The sequence below is a fragment of the Solwaraspora sp. WMMD1047 genome (assembly GCF_029626155.1).
Taxonomy (GTDB): domain Bacteria; phylum Actinomycetota; class Actinomycetes; order Mycobacteriales; family Micromonosporaceae; genus WMMD1047.
The window spans coordinates 1,040,884-1,056,419 of the sequence record NZ_JARUBL010000001.1; the positions used below are offsets into that span (position 1 = coordinate 1,040,884).

Consider the following 15,536-nt stretch of genomic DNA (forward strand, 5'->3'; position numbering starts at 1 on the left):
GCCGGTCAGCGGGCGGCCAGTTCGGTCGGGACCGTCACCACGTCGACGAGGGCGCCGCGGCGCAGCACGGTGATCGGCAGGCGGGTGCCGATCGCCGGGCCGAGCATCAGCTTGAGCAGCGCCTGGACGCTCTGCACCGGTCGGCCGCCGGCCGAGATGATCACGTCGCCGAGGTAGATCCCGGCGGCGCCGGCCGGGCTGCCCGGCACCACCTCCGCCACCCGCAGGCCGAGTCGCTGGCCGGTCCGCTCGGCGACCTGCGGCGGCAGCGGGACCGGTGAGCCGGCCACCCCGAGCCAGGCCCGGCGGACCCGCCCGTTGGTGACGAGTTCGCTGATGATCTGGCGGGTGGTGGCGTTGATCGGCACCGCGAGCCCGAGCCCGTAGCCGGCGACGGCGGTGTTGATGCCGACCACCCGGCCGGCGGAGTCGGCGAGCGCGCCACCGGAGTTGCCCGGGTTGAGGGCGGCGTCGGTCTGGATCACGTCGTCGATCAGCCGGACGTGCCGGCCGTCGCGGGCCGGCAGCGACCGGCGTAGGCCGGAGACGACGCCGGCGCTGACCGAGCCGGCCAGCCCCATCGGGTTGCCGACGGCGACCACGAGCTGCCCGACCTGGAGCCCGTCCGCGTCGCCGAGTTCGGCCCGCTGGGCGGTGTCGGTGACCTGGCCGCCGGTGGTGCGGGCGCGCAGCACCGCCAGGTCGGAGAGGGGGTCGGCGCCGACCACGTCGAACCGCGCCTCGGCGCCGTCGCCGAAGGTGGCCAGGCCACCCTGCGCGCCGGTCACCACGTGGGCGCTGGTGAGCAGGAATCCGTCGTCGGTGAAGGTGACCGCGGAACCGGCACCGGCCCCCCGGGCCGTCTGCACCGACAGCGCGGCGACGCTGGGCAGCACCCGCCCGGCCACGGCGGTCACCACCTGGGAGTACGCGTCGAGCGCCGCGCTCTCGACGCGTTCCGGTTCGATCTGTCCGGTGTTCATGACGCTGTCAACGTCGAGCGGGCGCCGTCGATGCCCGTCCGGGGTCCGCTCACAGCGAACACCGACCGGACCGCCCGTCAGGGCAGGTCGCGGACGTAGCGCAGCTGGCGGGTGGTGGCGGTGCCGATGTCGTCGTCGCGTTCGACGCCGTCCGGCGTCCAGCCGCAGCGGGCGTAGAAGTCGCGGGCGTGGCTGTTGCCGGCCAGCACCCAGAGCACGGCCCGCCGCCAGCCGCGCCGGTGCAGGGTGGCCAACGCGTCGGTCATCAACGCCCGGCCCACCCCCCGGCCCTGCTCGGCCGGGTGGACGTGGATCGCGGAGAGCTCGCCGACGTCCGGTTCGGCGTGGGCGTGCGGGCCGACGTAGCTGAACCCGATCAGCCGGCCGGCCCGCTCGGCCACCGTCATCAGGTGGCTGTCCCGCTCGTACTGCCAGCGCTCGGTCCAGTAACGGCCCATCTGGTCGGCGGTGACGGCGGCGAGCGCCTCGGCGGGCACGATGTCCCGGTAGGTGGTGGCCCGGGACAGGTGGTGCAGCGCGCCGACCGGCATCAGGTCGTCAGCGGTGGCCGGCCGCAGCTCGATCGTCACCCGGCAAACATAGGCGACCCCCGGGGCTTGCGCCTGTCGGCGCTGACCGGCTGGACTTGGCCGGCACCCCGGGGGTCGGATGGCTGTCGTGGTTTACGCCGCACCGCTGCCACACGGTCTCGGCGCCCGCCCGGTGGGCGGGAACTGTCGAGGACAGCGGCTAGCGGACAGCCACCTCACGAGTCCGATTGCTATACAAAGCTGGACCACCTCCCTTCCCGTGTACCGCCACGCTATCCAGCCAAGGTCAGCGGCGGCAACGATTTTTGCGGGCGGGGGCGAACACCCGGACCCGGTGGCCGGTACTCTGCACGCCACATCGTTGTTATGGATCTCCAGTGGGGGGAGACGTGACACATCCAGAGGACGCCGAGCCGGGCCTGGTCCGGGGCGGCGGTTGGACCGCGACCCCGGACCCCGGGGTGGCGGCGGGCACCGGGCCGGCCGGCTCGGCGGCCGCACCGCCGACCGGGCTGGCCGGCATGGCGACCCGCTTTCTCTTCGGCGAACAGCCCGGACCGGACGGCGAGGTGGTCGCCATCCGCCGCCAGGTGGCCCGGATCACCCTGGTCGGCGGCGCGCTGCTGGCGGTGATCGTGCTGGCCGCGGCCCTGGTGGTGCGGGCCGCCTCGCCGGATCGGGACTCGGCCATCACCGGCGAGGCCAACCGGGTACCGGCCTGGGTGTGGGCACCCGGCGACGGCGCACCGAGCGACGCCCCCGAGCCGTCCGACAGCCCGACCGGGACCCCGACCCCGACCCCGACTCCGGCGCCGGATCCGCCCGGTGGCTCGGGCGGGAACCCGGCACCGGAGCCGCCCCCGGCCACGTCGGCGGCGGCCGCCGCGCCGACCCCGACCCCGGCCGGTCTGCGCTCGAACGTCCAGCGGTCGCTGCGGCTGGCCGCCAGCCCGGACCGGTACGTGCGGCACCGCAGCGGCCTGGGCTTCGTCGACCAGGTGACCGGCAGCAGCCCGGCGGCAACCCGCGAGCAGGCCAGCTTCACGGTGGTGACCGGGCTGGCCGACCGGGACTGCTACTCGTTCCGGGGCGCGGACGGCCGCTACCTGCGACACTTCGCGTTCCGGATCCGGTACGACGCCGACGACCGCTCGGACGTCTTCGAACGGGACGCCACGTTCTGCCCGCGCTCGTTCGGCCGGGGCGGCGGGTCGATCGTGCTGGAGTCGGAGAACTTCCGCGGCCGGTTCATCCGCAACCGCAACGGAGAGCTCTTCCTCGACCCGATCGAATACTCGTCGTCCTTCGCCGAAAGCGTCACGTTCCAGGCCACCACCGCCTGGTCCTGACCCCGCACCGCACCCGGCTCCCTTGAATCAACGCGACCGGTAGGCGTCGGCGCGGTGTTCGATGGCCGTCACGGTCACGACGCGGTCGTCCTCGTCGATCTCGTAGAGGACACGGTACGTGCCGCGCCTGGCCGACCAGGTGCCTTCGTACGGCGGCAGGAGAAGTCGTTTGCCGACGCGATGCGGGTTGTCGAGGAGGGCGGTGGTGATGAACTCGTAGACGGCGGCGGAGATCTTCTCTGGTAGCCGTCCGGCCAAGGCGCGTGCGGCCGGGCCGGTGACCTGAAGTCGGTAGCGGCCGGGGTCCGGACGGGTCACCTTGCCTGCTTCGATCGCTTTGCCATCAGCGCTGCGAGTTCGTCGGCGTCGAGGACGTCACCGGCTTCGACGGCGGCCTTGGACTCGCCAAGTTGCCGCATGGCCTCGGCGCTGGAGAGAACCTCCAGGGTCTCTTCCAACGCGGCGAGGTCGTCGGCGGAAATGAGCACGGCGGCGGCGTGGCCGTGCCTGGTGATCTCTATCCGCTCATGGGTCGAGGCCACCTCGTCGATGAGTTCCGAAAGGCGGTTGCGGGCCTCAGTGAACGGCACGGCAGTCATGCTCGAAGTGTAGCCAGATTCTGGCGCGAAGTCTGTACAGAATTCCGGCCAAGGCCACCGGGCACTAAGCCGCCCGGTGGCCTGTGACGGCTAGGCGGTCTTCGCGACACCTATGGGGCAGGTCATGCCGTTCGGGCCGTGGTTGCAGTAACCGTTCGGGTTCTTGGTCGGGGCCAGGTACTGCTGGTGGTAGCTCTCGGCGAAGTAGTACTCCCGCAGCGGCTCGATCTCGGTGGTGATCTCACCGAGGCCGGCCTTCGCCACCACCGGCGCGAACGCCTCCCGGGACGCCTGCGCCACCGCCAACTGCTCGTCCTCGGTGGTGTAGATCGTCGACCGGTACTGCGTACCGATGTCGTTGCCCTGTCGCATGCCCTGGGTGGGGTCGTGGTTCTCCCAGAACACCTTCAGCAGCTGCTCGTAGCTGATCTGAGCCGGGTCGTAGACCACCTCGACCACCTCGGCGTGCCCGGTGTAACCGGAGCAGACCTCCTCATACGTGGGATTCGGGGTGATACCGCCCGCGTATCCCACCGAGGTCGTGATCACCCCGGGCAGGGTCCAGAACAGTCGCTCGGCGCCCCAGAAACATCCCATCCCGAACACGGCGACCTTCGCCCCGTCCGGCCACGGACCCTGCAACGGGGTGCCCAGCACCTCGTGCGTGCCGACGACCGGGATCGGTGTCTCCCGACCGGGTAGCGCCTGGTCGGGGTTGGGCAGGTTGCCCTTCATCCGGCGTAGGAACACGGTCGACTCCTCTCCCGCGGCTGCCTCTACGCAGCCGTCTAGAGCGTGTAACAACGCGAGCCTTCCCATCCTTACCCGGCCCCGCGCCGACCTATCAGCCGGCCTGCGGTCAGCGGTAGCTGCGGGCCTGGATCGCGTAGAGCCGGGCGTAGTGGCCGCCGGCGGCCATCAGCTCGGTGTGCGTACCGGATTCGGCGATCTTCCCGTCGGCCAGCACGATGATCAGGTCGGCCATCCCGACCGTGGAGAACCGGTGCGAGATGAGCAGCGTGATGGTGCCGTGTGCGCCGGCCGCCGACCGGGCCGCCCCGACGAACCTCTCGAACAGGTCGTGTTCGGCCTGTGGGTCCAGCGCGGCCGTCGGCTCGTCCAGGACCAGCAACAACGGATCGGTACGCATCAGCCCGCGGGCCAGCGCCAGCTTCTGCCACTGCCCCTGGGACAGCTCGGCCCCGCCGAACTCCCGGCCGAGCGGGGTGTCCAGGCCGGCGGGGAGGTCGGCGACCACCGGGTCGGCGCCGGCCTCGGCCACCGCCCGGCCGATCACCGCGTCGTCGTCGCGGCGGCCCAGGTCACCGACCCCGACCGCGTGCCTGGCACTGAACTGGAACTTCACGAAGTCCTGGAACGCCCCGCTGGTCCGCTCCCGCCACCGCACCGGGTCCAGCTCGGTCAGCGGTACGCCGTCCACGGTCACCCGCCCGACGTCCGGCCGGTAGAGCCCGGTCAGCAGCTTGACCAGGGTGGTCTTGCCGGCTCCGTTCACCCCGACCAGGGCGACCGTGGCGCCGGCCGGCAACCGCACCGACACGTCCCGCAGCACCTCCTCGCCGGTGCCCGGATAGCGGAAGGTGACGTTCTCCAGGGCGATGCCGGTGCGCAACCGGTCCGGCGGCACCGCCCGGCCGGCCGCGGCGGCGGTGCGCTCGTACTCGACCAGCCAGCGGTAGTCGTCGATCGCGTGTCCGGTCTGGGCCACCCCGCCGATGCCGGCGGCCGTGATCATGACCTGCGCCCGGAGCAGGCTGCCGAGGGTGATGACCAGCACCAGGTCGCCGGTGCTGGCGCGGCCGTCGGCGGCGAGCCGGGCCACGAAACCGATCGCCGCGACGAAGCCGGCCGCGTACAGCGCCCAGCCGAACAGCTGCCACCCGGCGCTGCGGACCTGCGCCCGGCGCCGGGCGTCGAGGACCTGCTCCCAGAGCTGGTCGGCGCGCCGGTCCAGCACGTCGGTCGCCTGCGCGATCCGGGTCTCCTTCGCCGGCTCGGCGGTGATGCAGAGCTCGTGCAGCTCGTGTTCGGTACGGGTCAGCTCGGCCGTCGCCTGGTGCGCCCGCCGGACCAGGGTGCTGCCCCGGTGGGCAAACCAGAGCGGCGGCACCGCGAGCACCGCGAGCCCGGCCAGCACCGGGTGTACGGCGCCCAGCAGCGACATGCTCAGCCCGACGCTGAGCAGCGCCGCCCCGGTCTCGCTCAGCGTCCATGCCGACGCGGCCAGCCCGTACGTGTTGTTGCGCAGCAGCTTGAGTCGGTCCTGGTAGTCCGGCCGTTCCAGGTGCTCGATGGTGGCGATCCGCGCCGCCCGCCCGAGAATCTCCTGGTTGAGCGCGACGCTCACCGCCGCCGACAGGTCCGTACGCAGGCTGCCCTGCACCCGCGACCCGGCGGTGACCATCATGAACCCCGCCGCACCGAGCGCCGCCGCACCCAGCACTCCCGCCGCCGACCCGAGCCCGGCGGAGTCGACGAGCCAACGCTGCGCCCAGCCGGTGGCCGCCGCGGCGACCGCCACCAGGTTCACCAGCAGGATCGCCCCGACCACCTGGAGCTTGTTGTCCCGGAAGGCGATCGCCAGCACATGCCGGACCACCCGCAGCCGCCCGGTCACCGGTCACCCCCACGGTCGGCGCCGACGAACCGCGCCGCCTGCAGGCGGAACAGCCGGCCGTACTCGCTGCCGGTGGCGACCAGCTCGTCGTGGTTGCCGGCGGCGACGATCCGGCCGCCGTCGAGCAGCACGATCCGGTCCGCGTTGCGGATCGTGGAGAGCCGGTGCGAGATCAGCAGCACGGTCGCGCCGTCGACCGCCTGGACCACCCGGTCGAAGAACTCCGCTTCGGCGGCGACGTCGAGGTGGGCGGTCGGCTCGTCCAGGACCACGAGCTGCCGGCCGGCGCGCACCGCGTACAGGGCGCGGGCCAGCGCGATGCGTTGCCACTGCCCGCCGGAGAGGTCGACCCCGCCGGACCTGGTCCGGGTCAGCGGGGTGTCCAGGCCGGCGGGCAGCCCGGCCAGCAGCCCGTCGGCCCCGGCCGCCTCGGCGGCCCGCCAGATCTCGGCGTCGTCGCCCGGGTGTTCGCCCGCGCCGAGGGCGATGTTGTCGCGGGCGGAGAGCGGATAGCGGACGAAGTCCTGGAACACCACGGTCAGCCGCCGCTGCCACTGCCGTGGGTCCAGCTCGGCCAGGTCGACGCCGTCGACGACGATCCGCCCGGCGGTCGGCTGGTACAGCCCGCCGAGCAGCTTCATCATCGTCGTCTTCCCGGCGCCGTTGACCCCGACGACGGCCACCACCTCGCCGGCCCGGACGGTCAGGTCCAGCCCGTACAGGGTGTCCCGCTCCGCCCCCGGATACCGGAACCGCACCCCCTCGAACACGACACCCACCCCGCGCGCACTCGGCCCCGCACCGGGCCGACCTGCCACCGCGCCGGGCGGGTCGGCTAGCGCGCCGGGCCGGCCTGTTGCCGGGGCGGGGTGGCCGGCGCCGAGCCGGTCGAGTGCGGCGACGGCGCCCAGGCCGTACTCGATGTCGAAGGCTTCCAGGCCCATGCCGGTGATCCGGAAGATGCCGGCGGCCGCTCCGATGCAGACGGTCAGCTCGGCCACGCTCATCGTGCCGCGGGCGGCGGCCAGGCCGGGCACCGCGTAGACGGCGGCGGCGATGGCGAACGAGAGCGCCAGCACCCACCCCTGCCGGCGGACGATCGAGGCGTTCAACGCCCGGACGGTGCCGAGCCGTTCGGTCTCGTTGGCCAGCCGGCGGGCCATCAGCCACCCGCCGAGCCCGAACATCCGCAGCTCCTTGCCGGCCTCGGTGCCGGCGGCCAGCTCCGACAGGTAGTTCGTCCGGCGCTCCTGCGGGACCAGCTGCTCCCAGATCCCGGCCGCCGCCGTCCACTGTTGCCGGATCACCGCCCGCAGGAACAGCGCCGCGCCGAGCAACCCCACCGCCAGGGGTACGGAGTACGCCGCCAGCAGCCCCGCCGAGACCACCGCGGTGGCGATCCGGAACAGCAGCTTGGCCTGCCCGGTGGCGGCGGTGCCGGCCGACCGGATCCGCCAGCCGTTGTTACCCAGGTCGGAGGCGCGCAGCGCGTCGTCGGCGAACGCCGTTTCCGCCAGGTGCGCGATGCCGGCCGGCGCGGTGGCGATCCGCCGCAGCCGTTGCCGCAGCCGGCGGTCGATCTGCTGGGCGGCGAGCTGGTCGAGGGTGTCCCGGGCCAGCTCACCGAACTGTTCAATCACGAGTACGACGGCGAACGCGACGAGCGGCCAGAGCAGTCCCGCGGTCCGCCCCTCGCCGGCCGCCTCGATGAGCGAGCCGACCAGCCAGCCGGTGGCCACGGCGAGCGCACCCGGGGCGAAGACGGTGACGGTGTGCGCGGTGAGCAGGGCGCTGGCGTACCCTCGGCCGGCCAGCGGCAGGAGCCGGACCAGCCGGATCCGCTCGGCGGCGATCTCGCTGGCGGGCCGGGGCTCCGGCGCCATCCCGGAGACCGCCCGCACCAGCCGGTGCGCCGCACCCCCGGCCAGGTCGAACCACCGCATGCCGCCCCCAGCCCCCGCGCCGACGCAACGACTGTCCTTGATACCTCCCACTGTCCATCCAGGCCATGCATTTATCACCAATCGGACCAGCGGCGACGGTCAGTCCGGCCGGCCGCCCGGGTCGCCCGTCGCCGAGCGGTACCGCGACGGTGGGACTCCGTACCGCTGGAGAAACGCCACGCGGAGGGTTTCGGCGGACCCGAACCCGCACCGCGCCGCGATGCGGGGCAGCGGCAGCGGCGTGGAGGTGAGCAGGTGCGCGGCGGCCGCCACCCGCAGGTGCCGGACTGCCCGGCCGGGCGTCTGGCCGAGGTGGGTGCGGAACAGTCGGGTCAGGTGGCGGACGCTGACCCCGGCGATCTCGGCCAGCGCGGCGGTGTCCAGGTCGCTGGCGAGGTTCGCGTTGATGTGCGCGGTCACCCGGCGTACCACGTCGTTGTCGGACGGCGGCGCGGCCGTGAAGATGCTCATCTGGGCCTGGTTGCCCGGCCGCTGCAGGTAGGTGACCAGGTCGCGGGAGACGAGCCGGGCCAGCTCGGCGCCGTGGTCCTCCTGCACGAACGCCAGCGCCAGGTCCAGGGCGCTGGTGACCCCCGCCGCGGTGGAGACCTTTCCGTCCCGGATGTAGATCGGGTCGGGATCGACGGTGATCCGGGGGTGCCGGGCGGCGAGTCCGGCGGCGAACCGCCAGTGGGTGGTGGCCCGCCGGCCGTCGAGCAGCCCGGCGGCGGCCAGGATGCTGGCGCCGGTGCAGACCGACGCGACCCGCCGGCTGATCTGGGCCAGCCGCTGGACGTGGGCGACGATCCGGGGGTTGGCGGCGGCACGCGCATGCCCGAGCCCACCGGAGACGATGAGCGTGTCGAGCGGGCTGGTGAGCCGTTCGAGCGCGTACCCGCTCTGCAGGACCACCCCCGGCCCGCAGGTGATCGGCCGCCGTCCGGGGCTGACCACCAGAACCTGGTACGGCGTGCCGACGTTGCCGGTCACGTTGGCCATGCCGAGGGTGGTGGTGACGCAGGCGATGTCGAGCAGTTCGGCGTCGTCGTAGCCGACCACCGCCACCGGGCGCGTCTCCACCCGCCGAGCGTAGACCCGCCGGGCCGGCCGAACAGACCGGTGTCCCACGGTTTCGGACCTGTCGCGTCGGGCGGGTGGCCGCCCCCGGGCGGCGTCCGCGACGGTGTTGGCCATGGCACCTACCGCACCCGCACCGGCCCGGCTCGAGAACCGGCCCGCTGCCACCCCTGCCACCGGCGGAAGCGGCTGGCGGGCCGCCGTCTCGGCGGTCGGCCGGCGCTGGCCGACCTGGTTCGCGGTGGCCTTGGCGACGGTGAGCCTCTGGGATGTCGATGACGGCCGGGAGTACGCGTTCCTGCTGGTGCTGGCCGCCACCGGATACCTGTTCGTCGCGGTCGTCGACCGGCCCCGCACCACCTGGCCGGGGCTGTTCGCGTTCACCGGCGCGGTGGTGGTTTTCCGGGTGGCCGACCTCGACCCGATGCCCGCGATGGCGCTGGTGGCGGTCGCGCTCGTCGCGGTGGGGCTGCTCGCCGGGCAACTGCGCCGGCCCGGCCTGCCCGCGCTGCAGTCGCCGGCTGCGTTCGGCTTCATCGCGCTCGCCGTGGTGGCGTTGTCGGTGCCCGCCGAGGTGGGCGGTTTCCTGGTCGCCGCCGGGCTGCTCGGCCACGCCGCCTGGGACTTCCTGCACTGGCGGGCCAACCGGATCGTCGTACGCTCATTCGCCGAGTGGTGCGGCGTGCTGGACGCCATCCTCGGCGCCGGAATCCTGCTGCTCCTGCTGCGCTGACGTCCTGCAGCATCGAGCAGCCGTACACGCTCAGCCCGATCCGGTCGTCGGCGAAGTCGTGCAGCAGCACCAGCTTCGCCGGTTGGCACGGCCACTGTGCCGCGCAGGCCCGGCAGAGCCAGGTGGGCCGCAACGGCCGGTGCCGCCGCAGCTCGTCCAGCCCCGCGACCGGTCCGCCGATCGGCCCGCCAGCCACGCCGTCACCCGCGCCCCGGCCGCCCGGCGACCGGCGCCGCGTTCGCCCCGATGGACCGCCGCCGCCAGCCGGGTCCGCGGTTGAGGTCCCGCTCCCGAGGGGGTACGGGCGGCAGATCGGGGTCCACCTCGCGGGGTGGTGGGTCGGTTGGTGCCCCCGGTCGGGGTGCTCCGAGCGCGGGTTCTTCGGTATCTGGCGTGGTGGCTTCGGCCGCGTCCGTTCCGGGTGGCTCGGTCGGCGCGGCGGTGGTGTGCTCATCCCGGTCGTGGTTCGTAGGCATGGCGTTCTCCCTTGTCTTCTCGTCGGCCGGTGGTGGGCCGCCGCCCTCGCGGGCACGGGCGGGGCGGCGGCCCGGCGGTCACGGGCCGGCGGTTTTGCCGGGGGAGAGGTTGCCGTGCGTGACCGCGTACCCACAGTCTGGTCGTGTTTGCACTATCGTCGGCAGGGTCGACGCGTGGACCACCCTGTTGTCCAGAGGAGCCGCCAGTGAGCCGTCCGACCACACTCGAACTGTTCGGGAGCGAGTTGCGCCGCGCCCGTACCGCCGCCGGTTTCTCCCTGGAGGGGTTGAGCCCGCTGGTGCAGTACTCGCCCTCCACCATCGCCAAGGTCGAGACCGCCGCCCGCCGCCCGAGGTTGGACTTCGTCCGACGCTGCGAGAAGGTGCTCCACACCGACGGCCTACTGCTGCGCATCCACGCCACCATCGGCCCCGACGCCGGCCTCCCCTGGTACCGCGAATGGTTCGCCATCGAAAGCACCGCCCTCGCCCTGCGGTGGTTTGAACTGTCGATCGTCCCCGGCCTGCTCCAGACCGAGGAATACGCTCGCACGCTGCTCCGCGCTGGCGGGCTGCTCGACAAGACCCAGATCGAGGAGCAGGTGACCACCCGGCTGGACCGGCAAGCAGTACTGACGCGGGATCAACCACCGCACTTCGCGGTCGTCATCGACGAGCGGGTCATCCGGCAGCCGGTCGGCGGACCACGGGTGATGGCCGAGCAGTTGCGGCACCTGTTGGCGGTTTGCGATGCCCAGCCCCGGGTGCGAATCCAGGTGGTTCCGATCGCCACCGGTGCGTACGCTGGCCTCAATGGACCCTTCGTGATTGCCATTCCGGCAGAGGGCGATGAGGTCGCCTTCCGCGACAACCAGGGCAAGGGTGAACTGGTCGAGGAGCCGGGCGAGGTGGCCGCGATGCGCCAGCTCTGGGAGTCGGTCAAGGGTGAGGCGCTGTCCTACCAGCAGTCGATCGAGCTGATCGGAGAGGTCGCGGAGTCATGGAGCTGACTGGCGCAATCTGGCGCAAGAGCACCCGCAGCAACGGTCACGGCGGAGCGTGTGTGGAGGTGGCGGACAACCTGCCCGAGGTGGTCGGTGTCCGGGACAGCAAGGACCCGATCGGCCCCGCGCTCGCTTTCACCCCGCCCGCCTGGCGCGCCTTCGTCGCTGGCTTGCCGCCGCTTCACGCCGACCGTCGCTGACCCGGAGCTGAGGCAGAGCAGAGGGCTTGACCTCAAGCTTGGTTGAGGTCGGAGCCTGGTTGGCGTGGCGGATGGCATTCTCGACGAGGCGTTGGAGCGGATCCAGCGGACCGGGCCGGAGCGTGACGGTTGGCTGTCCAACCATGCCCCGATGGCCGCTGAGGCGCTCGCCCATCATGGGCTGGCCGAGCGCGTACACCGGTGGCTGGACGACTATGCCGACCGGCTGGAGCCCCGGCCCCGGGGCATCGATCCCATCGCCGTCGACGAGTGGCGGGATCCGCTCGGCGACCCGGTCCGTACCGGCGACTGGCTCGACTACTTCGATCGGGAACTGGCCGGCGCGCCGTGGCGGGAGGTGCTGGTCCGCTGGTGGCCGCGGCTGCTGCCGGGTATCGCGGCCGGCGCCACGCACGGGGTGATCCGGGTCGGGCACGCCGTCCGCGCCCTGCTCGACACCGAAACCGACCCTCGGGTGGCGGAACTCGGCCAGGGCCTCGCCTACTGGGCCGCCCGCTGGCAGCCGATTTGCGTACCCGGCTCGGGTCCGTACCGGCCGACCGACCCCCGCTCCGCGCTCGACGCCGTACCGAGAGTTCCCGACCAGCGGTTCGGCATCCGCGCCCGACTCGCCCAACTCGCGGACCTACCCGACTGGCCAGCCATCGCCGGCAACGTCCCCAGCTCGGCCGAGTGGACGCCGGCTGGCCGGCAGGGACCGGTTGACGAGCGGACGGCGGTCGACGAGAGGGTGCCGTTGGACGGGCAGATTCCGGCGCGGTTGGCGGGCATTGTCGCGGCGGCGACCGCCCGGCACGCGGCCCATGGGTACGCCGCGCCGGTCATGCTCGTCCACGCGGCGACGGCCCCGAACGCGGTCCTGCGCACCCTGCCCGCGCTACCTGAGTCGCTGTGGGTGGCGAGCCTGGCAGCCGCGTGGGCAGCCACGGCAGCCGTCACCGCCGCATACACAGCGGCTGAAGCCCGCCCGCCGGCTGAGGTGCGCCGGGCGATGCCGGTGGCGGAGCTGATCGCCGCCGCCGCAGCCACTGCCGACCCGCACGCCATCAAGCTGGCCGACACCGCGATCGACGTGTACGCACACACCAACAATCCGGCCACGATCACCGCGGCAATGCACTCGGTCCAGCTGATTGCGAAAGACTGAGCATTACCGAGGCCGGCGGAACCGCAGTCGAACTCGCCCCGGAACAAGTCGTCGAGACCAGGCTTCGGGCCGGTCAGAAATAGCGCACATAAATTGGGGTCGAACGCCCGTTCGGGACAGCGTGGCGCGCTTGGGTCGGGGATAATTGTCCAATGCGGCAGCTACAGTTGTTCACCACGGCTGAGTTGGCCAGAATGCGGGACCGGACCGCATCTCGCAATTACTCTCCCAGCCGCGACGAATTCCGCCAGGTCCACGAACGACACCGCGTGTGGGGCCTGCGACGCCGCCACGCCGAGCGGCTACGCCGGGTCCGGACCGGATCCGACGCCCAGGTCGTGCCGGTCGGAGCCGCGTGGACCGAGCTCTGGCCCGGCCGTGACGACGACCCACAAGCCCGCGCACGGTGGCCGCAGCGCCCGAACCTCCCGGCATCGCCGTCGGTCGAACCGCGGGCGATTGTCTACTCCACGAGCCAGAACCTGTCCACGACCGGGTCCGCGACCCGGAGCCTGCCCACGACCGGGTTCGGCGCGAGGGACAGCACCCTGGGTCAGCGGACGTAGCGGCATCGGAGGCTCCGTTTGGGCTGCGGCCCAAGGCAGCGCGAAACGCCAGTCACTCGGGCCGACGAAGCATCCGCGAAGCACCATCCGGGTCACGTCCGTCCAATCTCACCGGCGCGGGCAGCCCGGTACGGCAACGGGATCACGGATGCCGGCCGCAATCATCTCACCCCGTTGGCCGCTCTCCGCCGACAACAATTCTGTGCAGGGAAGCTGCCGAGCGCTCCTGTCGGACACGGGGCACGCCGAAATCTTCCGTCCGCGCCTTGGACTCGGGCGGCCGTCACCGTCGCATGGACAAATCGCGGCGCGAGGTCCGGCACGGGTGTGGTTTGATCTGGCTGGCAAACCACCGGGGCAGCCGATATCGAGGATCGAGGTTGTGGACGAGTTCGAATGGGCGGGTCAGAGCGCGCCGCGTGGTTCGCGTTACGGGGACCAGCGTCCGTACGTGGTCAGCGACGACCTCGACGGTCTGGGCGGACCGGTCAGCGGGCACATCACGCTGAGTCGGCGCCTCGACTGGTCCGGGCATGCGCGGTACGACCTGGGCAATCCCCGCCAGCTTGCCAGCATGTACGAGGTCGTGCTCCGCGAGGCGACCACTGTTGACGATCTCGTGCAGTGGCTGGACGGCCCGGTCCTCGTGCGGCTCTGGGCCGAGCTTGTACTGCCTCCGCAGGTGCGCAACCTGTGGGAGTCTCGCCACCCGGTGCTCGCGAACACGCATCAGGGAGCGTAGTGCCGCACGGATCCACGCCCCGCTGGGCCGGGCAGTGTGTGGGAGCGGAACCGCTTCCGGTCGTAGTCCGGCCAATTGTCAACCAGTACGTCTAGTGGAAGCTGGCCGCCTGACGGTGGCGTACCCGTTCTGTCGGTCGGTGGTGCGAGGATCGGCGGATGACTGCGTGGCGGGATGTTGAGGCGGCGGCGCCGGAGTTCGCGGGGCGGGTGCGGGCGCTGTTCGACGCGCACCGGCACAAGACGATCGCGACCCTGCGGGCCGACGGGGGGCCGCGGATCTCCGGGATCGAGGTGGTCTTCGAGGAGGGCGAGTTGACCTTCGGGTCGATGGCGAACGCCCGCAAGGGCACCGACCTACGGCGGGATCCGAGGTTCGCCCTGCACAGCGCCACCGTCGACCCGGTCGAAGGCGCGGAGGCCCAGTGGCCCGGCGAGGCGAAGATCAGCGGTCGCGCGGTTCTGGCCGGGCCGATCGAGGACGGGCCGCCGGGCGACCGGTTCCACGCTGACATCACCGAGGTCGTGCACACCCACCTCAACGAGAAGGCGACCCTGCTCGTCATCGAATGGTGGACCCCCACGCACGGGCTGCGGAAAGTCGAGCGCGAGTAGCCCTCGATCGGGTGCGCGGGATCTAAATGGGTTGCCGTGCGGCGGGCGGGGCGGCAGGCTCGCCCGGTGCCTGACCTACCGCAAGCTGCGCCCGGACGTCGGATGTCGTTCAATGCCGCCGCGAGCACCTATCACCGGGGGCGGCCGCCCTACCCGAAAGCGGTGTTCGACCTGCTTGCCGACCGGTGTGGGTTGCGGACCGGCGCGCGGGTGCTCGAAATCGGTGCCGGCAACGGACTGGCGACCGGGCCGCTGTTGGCCGCCGGGGCACACGTGGTCGCGGTCGAGCCGGGCGAAAGCCTCGCCGCGATCCTGGCCGCCGACCACGGCAGCGACCGGCTCGGCGTTGTCGTGGCCGACTTCGAGAGTGCCGAGCTGCCGGGCGGGTTCGACCTGGCGGTCGCGGCCACCTCACTGCACTGGCTCGATCCGGACACCGCCATCGGGAAGATCGCCGGCCAGGTACGGGCCGGCGGCTGGCTGGCCGCCTGGTGGAACGAGTTCGGCGACACCAACCGGCCGACCACGTTCCGCGACCGGCTCGATCAGGTCTACGCCGACCTGCTGCCCGCCGAGCCCGGCTACCGCAGCAGCCGTTCGCACGTGCTCGACACCGACCGGTGGCGGCAGCGGCTGACCACTGGCGGCTGGTTCACCGACGTCACCGTCGACATCATCGAATGGCAGCAGACCCTGACCGCCGACACCGCCCGCGACCTCTGGTCCACCTTCCCGAACATCGCCGAACTGGCACCACCCGACCGGGAGCAGTTCCTGACCCGGCTCGCCGCCCTCATCGACGGCGAGCCCACCGGCGCCGTCGAAGACCCCCGCCTGACGGTCCTCTACACCGCCACCCGCACCACCGCGTGACCGTCGCCGTCCGCGACGCC

17 protein-coding genes are annotated in these 15,536 nt (G+C 72.4%); 8 read left to right on the forward strand and 9 right to left on the reverse strand.

Annotation, left to right across the window (positions count from 1 at the left end):
- Positions 1-5: 5 nt before the first annotated feature.
- Together O7627_RS04875 and O7627_RS04880 are read right to left on the reverse strand one after the other, a co-directional pair.
- Positions 6-983 (reverse strand): trypsin-like peptidase domain-containing protein, encoded by a 978-nt coding sequence (locus O7627_RS04875; RefSeq protein WP_278092293.1) that lies wholly within the window; start codon positions 981-983, stop codon positions 6-8.
- A gap of 77 nt (positions 984-1,060) precedes the next feature.
- On the reverse strand, positions 1,061-1,573 hold the full coding sequence (locus O7627_RS04880) for a GNAT family N-acetyltransferase (protein ID WP_278092294.1): 513 nt from the start codon (positions 1,571-1,573) through the stop codon (positions 1,061-1,063).
- 350 nt (positions 1,574-1,923) lie between these two features.
- Between O7627_RS04880 and O7627_RS04885 the strand changes: the two genes are divergently transcribed.
- A complete protein-coding gene (locus O7627_RS04885) occupies positions 1,924-2,883 on the forward strand; it encodes an AbfB domain-containing protein (RefSeq protein ID WP_278092295.1) in 960 nt (319 codons plus the stop codon).
- Between the two features lie 27 nt (positions 2,884-2,910).
- Here O7627_RS04885 and O7627_RS04890 read toward each other — a convergent pair whose 3' ends face one another.
- The 6 genes from O7627_RS04890 to O7627_RS04915 form a co-directional block, all read right to left on the reverse strand.
- The gene (locus O7627_RS04890; protein WP_278092296.1) at positions 2,911-3,201 is read right to left on the reverse strand and encodes a type II toxin-antitoxin system RelE/ParE family toxin; all 291 of its coding nucleotides are present in this window, start codon (positions 3,199-3,201) and stop codon (positions 2,911-2,913) included.
- Entirely contained in the window at positions 3,198-3,482 is a 285-nt protein-coding gene (locus O7627_RS04895) for a type II toxin-antitoxin system Phd/YefM family antitoxin (RefSeq protein ID WP_278092297.1), read from the reverse strand. Before O7627_RS04895 ends, O7627_RS04890 begins: the two co-directional genes overlap by 4 nt.
- 90 nt (positions 3,483-3,572) lie before the next feature.
- A complete protein-coding gene (gene msrA / locus O7627_RS04900; RefSeq protein WP_278092298.1) occupies positions 3,573-4,232 on the reverse strand; it encodes a peptide-methionine (S)-S-oxide reductase MsrA in 660 nt (219 codons plus the stop codon).
- 109 nt (positions 4,233-4,341) lie between these two features.
- Positions 4,342-6,120: an ABC transporter ATP-binding protein gene (locus O7627_RS04905; protein ID WP_278092299.1), complete on the reverse strand. Its 1,779-nt coding sequence runs from the start codon at positions 6,118-6,120 to the stop codon at positions 4,342-4,344.
- The gene (locus tag O7627_RS04910; protein ID WP_278092300.1) at positions 6,117-8,063 is read right to left on the reverse strand and encodes an ABC transporter ATP-binding protein; all 1,947 of its coding nucleotides are present in this window, start codon (positions 8,061-8,063) and stop codon (positions 6,117-6,119) included. The genes O7627_RS04905 and O7627_RS04910 overlap by 4 nt, the downstream gene beginning before the upstream one ends.
- A 99-nt stretch (positions 8,064-8,162) precedes the next feature.
- Positions 8,163-9,143, reverse strand: coding sequence for a GlxA family transcriptional regulator (locus O7627_RS04915; protein WP_278092301.1), 981 nt, complete (start codon positions 9,141-9,143; stop codon positions 8,163-8,165).
- Positions 9,144-9,255: 112 nt separating this feature from the next.
- Between O7627_RS04915 and O7627_RS04920 the strand changes: the two genes are divergently transcribed.
- Positions 9,256-9,873 carry a hypothetical protein gene (locus tag O7627_RS04920; protein WP_278092302.1) on the forward strand — a complete coding sequence of 206 codons (618 nt, stop codon included), beginning with the start codon at positions 9,256-9,258 and terminating at the stop codon, positions 9,871-9,873.
- A gap of 200 nt (positions 9,874-10,073) precedes the next feature.
- On the opposite strand, the gene O7627_RS04925 is transcribed toward O7627_RS04920, so the two are convergent.
- The gene (locus tag O7627_RS04925) at positions 10,074-10,349 is read right to left on the reverse strand and encodes a hypothetical protein (RefSeq protein WP_278092303.1); all 276 of its coding nucleotides are present in this window, start codon (positions 10,347-10,349) and stop codon (positions 10,074-10,076) included.
- 206 nt (positions 10,350-10,555) lie between these two features.
- On the opposite strand from O7627_RS04925, the gene O7627_RS04930 reads away from it, so the two are divergent.
- The 6 genes from O7627_RS04930 (at position 10,556) to O7627_RS04955 (ending at position 15,516) form a co-directional block, all read left to right on the forward strand.
- On the forward strand, positions 10,556-11,359 hold the full coding sequence (locus O7627_RS04930) for a helix-turn-helix transcriptional regulator (RefSeq protein ID WP_278092304.1): 804 nt from the start codon (positions 10,556-10,558) through the stop codon (positions 11,357-11,359).
- Positions 11,350-11,553, forward strand: a complete 204-nt coding sequence (locus O7627_RS04935; RefSeq protein WP_278092305.1) for a DUF397 domain-containing protein — start codon at positions 11,350-11,352, stop codon at positions 11,551-11,553. The genes O7627_RS04930 and O7627_RS04935 overlap by 10 nt, the downstream gene beginning before the upstream one ends.
- 64 nt (positions 11,554-11,617) lie before the next feature.
- Positions 11,618-12,721 (forward strand): questin oxidase family protein, encoded by a 1,104-nt coding sequence (locus O7627_RS04940; protein WP_278092306.1) that lies wholly within the window; start codon positions 11,618-11,620, stop codon positions 12,719-12,721.
- Between the two features lie 948 nt (positions 12,722-13,669).
- Positions 13,670-14,029, forward strand: coding sequence for a hypothetical protein (locus O7627_RS04945; RefSeq protein ID WP_278092307.1), 360 nt, complete (start codon positions 13,670-13,672; stop codon positions 14,027-14,029).
- Between the two features lie 158 nt (positions 14,030-14,187).
- Positions 14,188-14,643 (forward strand): pyridoxamine 5'-phosphate oxidase family protein, encoded by a 456-nt coding sequence (locus O7627_RS04950; protein WP_278092308.1) that lies wholly within the window; start codon positions 14,188-14,190, stop codon positions 14,641-14,643.
- A 162-nt stretch (positions 14,644-14,805) separates the two neighbouring features.
- Positions 14,806-15,516: a class I SAM-dependent methyltransferase gene (locus tag O7627_RS04955; RefSeq protein WP_278092309.1), complete on the forward strand. Its 711-nt coding sequence runs from the start codon at positions 14,806-14,808 to the stop codon at positions 15,514-15,516.
- Positions 15,517-15,536 lie beyond the last annotated feature (20 nt).

What these genes read in the sequence shown, in the direction of transcription:
- O7627_RS04935 (WP_278092305.1), top strand. Translation starts at nt 11,350, where the DNA reads ATGGAGCTGACTGGCGCAATCTGGCGCAAGAGCACCCGCAGCAACGGT.
- O7627_RS04950 (WP_278092308.1), top strand. Translation starts at nt 14,188, where the DNA reads ATGACTGCGTGGCGGGATGTTGAGGCGGCGGCGCCGGAGTTCGCGGGG.
- O7627_RS04875 (WP_278092293.1), bottom strand. Translation starts at nt 983, where the DNA reads ATGAACACCGGACAGATCGAACCGGAACGCGTCGAGAGCGCGGCGCTC.
- O7627_RS04920 (WP_278092302.1), top strand. Translation starts at nt 9,256, where the DNA reads ATGGCACCTACCGCACCCGCACCGGCCCGGCTCGAGAACCGGCCCGCT.
- O7627_RS04925 (WP_278092303.1), bottom strand. Translation starts at nt 10,349, where the DNA reads ATGCCTACGAACCACGACCGGGATGAGCACACCACCGCCGCGCCGACC.
- O7627_RS04895 (WP_278092297.1), bottom strand. Translation starts at nt 3,482, where the DNA reads ATGACTGCCGTGCCGTTCACTGAGGCCCGCAACCGCCTTTCGGAACTC.
- O7627_RS04910 (WP_278092300.1), bottom strand. Translation starts at nt 8,063, where the DNA reads ATGCGGTGGTTCGACCTGGCCGGGGGTGCGGCGCACCGGCTGGTGCGG.